This window comes from Streptomyces sp. MBT65 (genome assembly GCF_016612545.1).
Classification (GTDB): Bacteria; Actinomycetota; Actinomycetes; order Streptomycetales; family Streptomycetaceae; genus Streptomyces.
Genome location: NZ_JAENRY010000315.1, coordinates 1 through 9,917, shown reverse-complemented (window position 1 = coordinate 9,917; position 9,917 = coordinate 1). Strand labels below are relative to the sequence as shown.

Annotated in this window: 8 protein-coding genes; 6 read left to right on the top strand and 2 right to left on the bottom strand. The window is 67.9% G+C overall.

The window, feature by feature from the left end; translation table 11 throughout:
• Window positions 1-121: 121 nt before the first annotated feature.
• A complete protein-coding gene (locus JHN63_RS42410; protein ID WP_200690468.1) occupies window positions 122-805 on the top strand; it encodes a response regulator in 684 nt (227 codons plus the stop codon).
• Here the strand turns inward: JHN63_RS42410 and JHN63_RS42405 are convergent.
• On the bottom strand, window positions 795-3,062 hold the full coding sequence (locus JHN63_RS42405; RefSeq protein WP_200690467.1) for a tetratricopeptide repeat protein: 2,268 nt from the start codon (window positions 3,060-3,062) through the stop codon (window positions 795-797). The genes JHN63_RS42410 and JHN63_RS42405 overlap by 11 nt on opposite strands.
• Before the next feature lie 86 nt (window positions 3,063-3,148).
• Complete coding sequence (locus JHN63_RS42400; RefSeq protein ID WP_200690466.1) at window positions 3,149-3,685, bottom strand: hypothetical protein; 537 nt, start codon at window positions 3,683-3,685, stop codon at window positions 3,149-3,151.
• A gap of 26 nt (window positions 3,686-3,711) precedes the next feature.
• On the opposite strand from JHN63_RS42400, the gene JHN63_RS42395 reads away from it, so the two are divergent.
• From JHN63_RS42395 to JHN63_RS42375, 5 genes are all read left to right on the top strand, one after another.
• On the top strand, window positions 3,712-4,578 hold the full coding sequence (locus tag JHN63_RS42395) for a 5'-methylthioadenosine/S-adenosylhomocysteine nucleosidase (protein WP_200690465.1): 867 nt from the start codon (window positions 3,712-3,714) through the stop codon (window positions 4,576-4,578).
• 163 nt (window positions 4,579-4,741) lie between these two features.
• Entirely contained in the window at window positions 4,742-6,652 is a 1,911-nt protein-coding gene (locus JHN63_RS42390; protein ID WP_234478504.1) for a tetratricopeptide repeat protein, read from the top strand.
• Window positions 6,653-6,729: 77 nt separating this feature from the next.
• Window positions 6,730-8,124 (top strand): extracellular solute-binding protein, encoded by a 1,395-nt coding sequence (locus tag JHN63_RS42385; protein ID WP_200690469.1) that lies wholly within the window; start codon window positions 6,730-6,732, stop codon window positions 8,122-8,124.
• On the top strand, window positions 8,121-9,092 hold the full coding sequence (locus tag JHN63_RS42380; protein WP_200690463.1) for a carbohydrate ABC transporter permease: 972 nt from the start codon (window positions 8,121-8,123) through the stop codon (window positions 9,090-9,092). The genes JHN63_RS42385 and JHN63_RS42380 overlap by 4 nt, the downstream gene beginning before the upstream one ends.
• Before the next feature lie 3 nt (window positions 9,093-9,095).
• Window positions 9,096-9,917 (top strand): carbohydrate ABC transporter permease (locus JHN63_RS42375; RefSeq protein WP_200690462.1); only part of this gene is annotated, 822 nt, incomplete at its 3' end.

The following is a 9,917-nucleotide window of genomic DNA, read 5'->3' as shown; positions in this document are numbered from 1 at the left end:
GGGTGGGGATGGGTCCGGATTCGGGGGCGGGTCCGGATTCGGGTGCAGGTGCGGATTCGGGTGCGGGTGCGGGTCGTGCTCGGGCCTCGTTTCAGGGTTCTGTTTCCGAAGGTGGTACCTCATGACTACGGCCGAGCCGATCCGTGTCCTCATCGTCGAGGACGATCCCGTCGCCGCCGACGCGCACGTGATGTACGTAGGCCGGGTGCCGGGGTTCGTGGCGGTGGGCAAGGCGCATACCGGGGCGGAGGCTCGGCGGGCGCTGGAGCGTACGCAGGTGGACCTGTTGCTGCTGGATCTGCATCTGCCGGACGCGCATGGGCTGCAACTGGCTCGGTCCTTGCGGGCGGCCGGCTATCACGCGGACGTCATCGCGGTGACCTCGGCGCGGGATCTGGCCGTCGTGCGGGAGGGGGTGTCGCTGGGGGTCGTGCAGTACGTGCTGAAGCCGTTCACTTTCGCCACGCTGCGGGATCGGCTGGTGCGGTATGCCGAGTTCCATGCGGCGGCGGGTGAGGCGAGCGGTCAGGACGAGGTGGACCGGGCGTTGGCTGCCTTGCGGGCGCCGTCGCCTGCGGCGCTGCCGAAGGGGTTGAGTGCGCCGACGTTGGAGCGGGTGACGGTCGCGCTGCGGGATTGTGGGGAGGGGCTTACTGCGGCGGGGGTGGCGGTGGCTGTGGGGATTTCTCGGATTACTGCCAGGCGGTATTTGGAGCATTTGGTGGAGGCGGGGAGGGCGGCGCGGAGTCCGCAGTACGGGACTGTGGGGCGGCCTGAGCTGCAGTATCGGTGGGTTAAGGGGTGAGTGGGGGGTCGGGTTCGAGTTCTGCGGCGAGGGTGCGGGATTCGGCGGCTTCGGTCGGGGCGTTGGCTCGGGTGAAAGCGTCGGCGGACTGTAGATAGGCGGTACGGGCTTCGGCGTGGTGGTGTGCGTCCTCATAGACGAGGGCCAGGTTGTAGAGAGACAGACCCTCGCTGAACCAGTCCTCGAATTCCCGGAAGATCTCGGAGGCCCTGTCGTACGCCTCGATCGACTCCTCCATCCGGCCCGCCTCAAGCAGAGCGTTACCGAGGTTGTTCCATGCGCCAGCCTCGTCGTTGCGGTTCCCGAGGACCTGGAACAGGTCACGTGCGTGGGTGTGAGCGTCGACCGCCTCCTCCACCCGGCCCGCCTCCCGTAAAGCGCTACCGAGGTTGTTCCACGCGCTGGCCTCGTCCTCGCGGTTCCCGAGGACCTGGAACAGGTCACGTGCGTGGGTGTGAGCGTCGATGGCTTCTTGTGCCCGACCGGCCTGCCGCAGAGCGATGCCGAGGCTGTTCCATGCGGTGCCCTCGCTGAGACTGTCCTCGGCGTTGTGGGCGGCCACTCTTGCGACCTTTGCGACTGCGATCAAGTCATCGAAATACCGCCGCCAGTTCAGGTATATCGCCAGAGTCCAGGACAGCAATACAGCCCTGGTCGCGAGCTGCTCGTCCCGTGCCCACTGCACCGCCGCCACCAACCCCGCCCGCTCCCCGTCAAACCACGCCAACGCCCCCGCCTGGTCCGCAAACTGCTCCGGCTCCACCATCCCCGGCAGCCACCGCAACCGGTCATCAGCCGCATCCGCCCACCGGTAGTAGAACGCCAACACCCGCTCCCGCGCCGCATCCCCCTCCTCCCGCAACCCGGCATCCCCGGCCACCACCCTCACCCCGAATGCCCGCACAAGGTCATGCACCCGCCACCACCCGCGCCCACTCCCCCGCTCAACGAGATGCGCACGGGCCAACGCCCTCAACTCCCGCCCCGGAGGCATCTCGGCCCCGACCAGCGCGGCAACGACCTCGTCACTCACCTCCGGCCCCGGAGCAAGGGCGAGCAGCCGCAACAACCGAGCCTGCTCGGGCGGCAACCGACGATAGGAGAGTTCAAAGGCGGCACGAACGCTCCGTTCACCGTCGTCAAGATGAGCGAGACGATCACGTGACTCACCCAGTTCCGCGACGAGTTCGGTGACCGGCTTGCCCGAGTCCTCCGCCAGCAACGCGGCGGCGATCTGCAACGCGAGCGGCAAATGCCCGCACAGCAAGGCGAGTTGCTCAACTCCATCGGGGTCATCGATCACCCGCGTGTCGTCCGGGTCGGCGATCCGCAACGCCCGATCGAGAAGTTCGTACGCCTCCGCCGCCGTGAGCTGGTCCAACGGCACCAGCCGCACCCCCAGTTGAGCCAACCGATCCCGGGACGTGACCAGCACCCGATGCCGTCCATCCCCCGGCAACAACGGCCGCATCTGATCCGGCGACGAAGCATTGTCAGCCAGGACAAGCACCGCACCCCGCTCCCGCGCACGCCCCGCCAGCGCCGAACGGTAGAGCGCGACCCGCTCGTCAGCCGTAGCGGGAATGTGCTCCGGCGGAATGCCAAGAGCCCGCAACAAAGCCTGAAGCGCCCGGTCGGAGGTCACCGGCTCCTGGTCGTACCCATGCAGGTCAATGAACAGCACCCCACCCGGAAACCACCCCCGCGCACACGCCAGATACGCGGTCTCGACAGCCAGCGCGGTCTTCCCAATCCCACCGAGTCCGGACACAGCGGCCACAAGAACCGCCGGCATCTCCCCCGACTCCCCGGCCGGATCCAACGCCCGCAACAACGCCGCCGTCTCCGCCTCCCGCCCGCTGAATCCCCCCGGCCTCGGCGGCAACCCGGCCAACGCCTCGGGCACAGCGGCCCCACCCCCCTGAATCACGACCTGTACGCCAACGACCTCCCGCAGAAACACCCCACCCCGGAAGTCCGCATGATCCCCGTCGTACCAAGAAGCCGCGGCCCCAGTCCCCATGGCTCGCGCAACCGCACCGGCCACACCACCCGGATCAGCGGAGAGCAGCTCAGCCAGCGCCTCCCCCCACTCCCGTACGGCATCACGCCAAGCGGGATCATTCGCCGCCTCGGCAATCTCACGCCCGGACGCCCCGCCGTCGAGCCCCACCTTCCGCGCAAGCTCCACCACCGCACGACGCCCCGCGTCCCCACCGGCCCCCGCCGACAAGGCCTCCACCAGCGCAGCTTTCATGCACTTGTCCCGCCGTTCCCACCGTTCCGTACCAGGCTCGCGCCGCCCGCCCCCAGGGGGTCAACGGTAGAGGCTGGGACGGGAGTTCACGCGGCCTTCGCGTACCAGACGACCTGCCAGGCCAGCCCCGCCACGGCGACCGCCTCCAACCCGGAGATGGCAAGAAGCAACCCGCTCCCCGCATCCACCCAGAACACCACCAACGCGGCCAACGGCACCGCGCAGAACGCCGTCAGGTCCACCACGACCTGAACCGCCTTCCGGGACCCGCGCCGCCGGTCCCCCCGGTGCGCGGTCTCCCACCCGAACGCCTCGAACCCACCGCCCGGTTGGGCCAACACCGCAAGCCGCGGCCCGAGTTGATCGCGGACGTACGCCCCGATCGCCGAGATCTTCTGGTCGTTCACGAGGTACGTCCACCCGAGCACGACACACACCGGCGGCAACGCCAGCAGCATCGACGCCTGCTTGGCCTGCGCGGCGGCGGCGATGACGGCGGCCACGACGCCCAAGGTGACGTAGAGCAGGTTGTCCCGGAACCCGATCCGCGCCTTCTGCTCGTCCTTGATGCTCTGGTACTCGGCGAGCAGCAACTGCCCGACCGTTACGTCCTGTTCCGGCACTCGATTCCCTTCCCCCGCAGTACCTTATGAGTGTGCCGGAGCCGCAGCCCACAGTCCTCGTCCTGACCGCACTCCCCCTCGAATACGCCGCCGTTCGCGCGTACGTCGAGGAGCGAGAGGAACTCGTCCACCGCGACGGAACCCGAGTCGAACGGGGTCAACTCCCCGGCACCCCTTGGCATGTTGCCCTCAGCGAACTGGGCGTAGGCGCCGACCGGGCCGCCGCGCTCACCTCCCAACTCATCAACTGGCTGCATCCGGAAGCCGTGTTGTTCGTGGGTGTCGCCGGGAGCCTGAAGGACGACATCGGGTTGGGTGATGTCGTCGTGGGGACGCAGGTGTACGAGATCTACGGCGGGAAGCGGGAACCCGGGGGATTCCGGGTCCGGCCGAAGGCCCTGCCGGGCTCGCACGCGCTCGAACAGGCGGCCCGTTCCGCGGTACGGGACATGGCCGACGTACGGGCGCACTTCATGCCGATCGCTACGGGCGATGTGGTGTTGGCGGACGCCGAGTCCGAGATCGCCCGGTTCATCCGCAGCAACTACAACGACGCCGGTGCGATCGAGATGGAGGGGTTCGGGGCGCTCCAAGCGGCCCATCTGAACGGTCAGTTGAATGCCTTGGTCGTCCGGGGCATCAGCGACCGAGCCGACGCGGCCAAGCACAAGGCCGACGCCTCGGGCTCCCAGCAACGGGCGGCTGAGCAGGCGGCGTTGGTGACGGTGGCGCTGCTGCGCAAGCACCGGCCGCGCGAGGGTTCCGGCGGCGCCGAGGAGGAGCCCCATCGGGGTGGCGGCGGAACAACAACGTACGGCGGAGATCACATCGACTTCCGGGGTGGGACCTTCAACGGGCCCGTCGTCGGGAAGCGGGTCGACGGGCGGGGGTAGGGGTACCACTCACGGGCCGGTTCCCAAGGCGAGCGCGACCCTGCCGCAACGACCGCTCGGTTTCATCGGGCGCTCGGCCGAACTGAACCGTCTGCTCCCGCACTTGGCACCCGGCACGGACGACACGAACACCCTCCCGCTGCTCATCTTCGCCGTCACCGGCATGGGAGGCATCGGCAAGACCGCGCTGGCCGTGGAGGCGGCGCACCAGGTCCGCGCGCGGGGCTGGTTCCCCGGCGGGTCGCTCTTCGTGGACCTGCGCGGTTACGACGACGACCCGGTCACGGCCGATCAGGCGGTACTGGCGCTGCTCGACGCGCTGGGTGTGCGGGGCCAGGATCTGCCTCCTACGGCGGAACGGCAGTACGACGCGTACCGAGCGCTCCTTGCCGAGCGGCGGGAACGGATGCTGCTGATCCTGGACAACGCGTCGGACCCGTCGCAGTACGTGCCGTTGTTGCCGGGCACGGATCGCCACCGGGTACTTGTCACGTCCCGGGACCGCCCCAACGCCCTTCCTGTGCGCCTCATCGACCTGGAGACGCTCGCCCCGGAGGAGTCGGTCGCCCTGGTGACCCGTGCCCTGTACGACACCGACGAGCGCGACGAACGCCCGGAGCGGGAGCCGGGCGCACTACGCGAACTGGCCGACCTTTGCGGGCACTTGCCGCTGGCTCTCCAGATCGCGGCCGGCATGTTGCGCATGCGCAGACACCGTGACATCGCTTCGTTGGTGACCGAGATCAGGGAGGCCGGGGATCCGACGGCCGTACTCGACAAGGGCAGCCCCGGGGCAGACCTGTACGGCCGGACACTTGTGCTGCGCCCTGTGTTGGAGACGTCGTATCGCCGACTGTCGCCCAACCAGGCTCGGTTGCTGCGGTTGTTGTGCCTTGCTCCGGGGGCGGAGACCGGTGCGGAGGCGATCGCAGCCTTGGTCGACCTCGAACTGGAACCCGCGCTCTGCCTGTTGGAGGAGCTGGCCGCTACCCATCTCGTCTCACCGGTTCGCCGCGTCGACGGGACGGCTCTCGCCATGCGGTGGCGGGTGCACGACTTGGTGCGGGCGTTCGGGGCGGGTGTAGCCAAGGGGGATGCGAGCTTGTGGGAGGAGGGGGAGGCTGCGCGGGAGCGGGTGTTGGAGTTCTACCACCGGTGGGCGGACGCGGCGGATGACCGGTTGCTGTGGCTGCCAGGGATGGCGGTGCCGGAGCGGTTTGGGGATCGGGCCGCAGCGTTGGCATGGCTGGATTCCGAACGGGCAGGGTTGGTGGCGGCGGTGCAGTGGGCGCGGGAGGAGCGGTACGCGAAGACAGCAGTGCGGCTGTCGCAGTGTCTGGCGGAGTATCTGGATTGGCGACGTCTTTTCGACGACAAGATCACGGTGTGCAGTATCGCGCGGGAAGCTGCCCATGACACCGGTAGCCGAGTGGACGAGGCCAGCGCGTGGACCAGCCTCGGCATCGCCCTGCGGCATACAGACCGGACGGAGGAGGCGATCGACGCTCACACCCGCGCCCGCGACCTGTACCAAGCCATCGAGGACCGTCGCGGCGAGGCAACCGCGTGGGACAACCTTGGCATCGCCCTGCAGCAGAGGGGCCAGGTGGAGGAGGCGATCAATGCCCACACCCGCGCCCGCGACCTCCGCCAGGCCGAGGGGAACCGCCACCGCGAAGCCACCGCGTGGAACAACCTCGGCAGCACCCTACGGAAGGCGGGCCGGGCGGAGGAGGCCATCGACGCCCACAACCGGGCCCGCGACCTGTACGAGACCGTCGGGGACCGCCCCCGCGAGGCCATCGCCTGGAACAACCTCGGCAACGCCCTGGGGGACATGGGCCGGGCAGAGGACGCGGTTCAGGCATACGAGAAGGCTCTGGAGGGTTACCGCGAGATCGACGACTGGTACGGGACGGGCCAGACTCTCTACAACCTGGCCCTCGTCCACCAGCAGGCCACCCGCCCCACCGAGGCCCGCACCCACTACCTCCAGTCGGCCGACGCCTTCACCCGAGCCAACGCCCGCACCGAAGCCGCTCTCTCCCAATCCCGCGCAGACTCATTGACCTGACTAGACCACTCCACTTACCTTCACCGGGCAGCCATCCCCCCAGGCCCAGGCCACAACGAAGTGAGCCGTAGGAGGTCCTGCCCGTGCGCCCCACCGCCGCCCGCCCCCACCGAACTGCCCTTCTCACACCCCTAGTTGCTCTCGCCCTCGCCGCAACCACCCTCACCGCCTGCGGCACCGGCTCCGGCAGCAGCCCCGACACCGTCAAGATCTCCTTCAAGCAGTCGACGGACAACTCCATCAAGGTGATGGACACCTACCTCGCCGACATCAAGAAGCAGTTCGAGAAGCAGTACCCCGGCAAGAAGGTCGAGCTCGTCCCGATCAAGGCCCCGGACTCGGAGTACTACACCAAGCTCCAGCAGATGCTCCGCTCCCCCAAGACCGCCCCGGACCTGGTCTACGAGGACACGTTCCTCATCAACAGCGACATCACCTCCGGGTACTTGAAGCCCCTCGACCCCTACCTCGCCAAGTGGCCGGACTGGAGCCAGTTCGTCGACACCGCGCAGTCCGCCGCCAAGGCCGAGGACGGGAAGACGTACGGCGTGCCGGACGGGACGGACACACGCGGACTCTGGTTCGACAAGGGGATCTTCAAGAAGGCGGGCCTGCCCGCGAATTGGCAGCCGAAGACCTGGGACGACGTCCTCGCCGCGGCCCGCACCATCAAGCAGAAGGTCCCGAACGTCACCCCCCTCAACGTCTACACCGGCAAACCCGCCGGCGAAGCCGCCACCATGCAGGGCTTCGAGATGCTGCTCTACGGGACGAACGACGGCACCACGGACCCGCTCTACGACACGTCGTCGAAGAAGTGGATCGCCGGCACCCAGGGTTTCAAGGACGCGCTCTCCTTCGTGCACACGGTGTACAAGGAGAAGCTCGGCCCGGACGTGTCCGACGCGCTCGACCCCAACATCCAGACGTACGTGGCCGGTGAACTCCTCCCCAAGGGCAAACTCGGCATCGCCCTCGACGGATCGTGGCTGCCGCAGGCCTGGTTGAAGGGCAGCGGGCACGAATGGCCGCAGTGGTCACAGGAGTTGGGGCTCGCCTACATGCCGACCCAGCACGGCCAGGCGCCCGGCAAGGTGAGCATGTCCGGCGGCTGGACCTGGGCCATCCCCAGCAAGGCCGGCAATCCCGATCTCGCCTTCGACTTCGTCAAGACGATGCAGACGAAGGCGAACGCGGAGAAGTGGTACATCGCCAACTCCGGTATCTCCGTGCGGAAGGACGTCGCCGCCGACCCCGCCTACGCGACCGCCCAGCCCGGCATCAAGTTCTTCACGGACCTCGTCGCGAGCACGCACTACCGGCCCGCCTACCCGGCGTACCCGAAGGTCTCCACCGCCATCCAGGAGGCGATGGAGGGCGTGACGACGGGTGACATGTCGGTGGACAAGGCGGCGAGTTCGTACGACGACGAACTCAAGTCGGCCACGGGCAACCAGGTCATCCAGAAGTGACCACCGCACCCCGGCAAGCGGCGGGCCCGGACGCGACGAAGTCCGCCCCGGGCCCGGTCCCCCGACACTCCGCGCACCAGCGACAACACCCCCGCAACGACCACCGCACCCTCCGCCGCGTCCTCACCCAACTCCTCCCCCTCTCGCCCGCGTTGATCCTCCTGCTCCTCTTCCTGGCCGTCCCGATCGGCTACTGCGCCTACATCGCCTTCACCGACCTCCAACTCACCGGCCAGGCCCACTCGTCCTTCGTAGGCTTCGAGAATTTCCGTACGGCCTTCAAGGACGCGGAATTCCTCAACGCGGTATGGCTGACACTGGTGTTCACGGTGTTGTCGTCGCTGGTCGGCCAGAACACCCTCGGTCTGGCGCTCGCCACGCTCATGCAGCGCGCGTCGAAACCGGTCCGCACGCTCACGGGCGCGATCGTCATCACGGCCTGGGTCCTCCCGGAGGTGGTGGCCGGCTTCCTCCTCTACGCCTTCTTCCGCCGCGAAGGCACCCTGAACGCCATCCTTGACTGGCTCCATCTCCCGTCCCAGAACTGGCTGTTCACGCTCCCGATCCTCGCGGTGTCGTTCGCGAACGTGTGGCGGGGCACGGCCTTCTCGATGCTGGTCTACTCGGCCGCCCTGGACGAGATCCCCCAGGAGATCACCGAAGCCGCCGAGGTCGACGGCGCGGGCGGCTGGCGCCGTATGTGGCACATCACGCTGCCGATGATCCGCCGTTCGATCGGCACGAACCTGATGCTGAACACCCTCCAGACCCTGTCCGTCTTCGGCCTGATCTGGGTGATGACGAGAGGCGGCCCGGGAGACAAGAGCCAGACCCTTCCCCTCTACATGTACGAACAGGCCTTCCAGAACAGCATGATCGGCTACGCCACGGCGGTCGCGCTGCTCCTGCTCCTGGTCGGCTCGCTCTTCTCGGTGATCTACATGCGTCTGCTGCGAACGGAGGTCTGACCCATGGCACTTACCGTCTCCTCCCGCCGCAAGAGCCGCCGCCTGGCGGCGGACGCGGGTCTGCTACTGGTCGCGGCGACGTTCGCGCTGCCGCTGCTGTGGGTGGTCCTGTCGTCCCTCGACGCCCACGCGGACCTCAAGGTGAAGGCCCCTGACGGCCTCACCCTGGACAACTTCCACGCGATCCTGAACTCGGACATCACCTTCACCCCCCTCCTCAACAGCCTGATCCTGTGCGGCTTCGGAACGCTGCTGACGGTGGTGTGCTCGGCGCTGGCGGCGTACCCGCTGTCCCGCTTCCGCTCCCGCCTGAACCGCCCCTTCCTTCTGACGATCCTCTTCGCGACGAGCCTTCCGATCACGGCGATCATGGTGCCGGTGTACGCGTTGTTCGTGCAGGTGAATCTCATCGACACCATGCAGGGCACGATCTTCTTCTTCGCCGCGTCCCAACTCCCCTTCGCCATCTGGCTGATGAAGAACTTCATGGACGGCGTACCGAAGGAACTGGAGGAGGCGGCGTGGACCGACGGGGCGTCGTCGCTCCAGTCGCTCATGCGGATCGTTCTGCCGCTGATGGGGCCGGGGGTGGCGGTGGTGACCGTCTTCTCGTTCGTGATGATGTGGGGGAACTTCTTCGTCCCGTTCATGCTGCTGCTCTCGCCGGACCAGATGCCGGCGAGCGTGAGCATCAACGAGTTCTTCGGGAATCGGGGGATGGTGGCGTACGGGCAGTTGGCCGCGTTCTCCGTTGTCTATTCGACGCCGGTGATCTTGTTGTATGTGCTGGTGGCGCGGCGGTTGGGCGGGGGGTTCGCGCTGGGT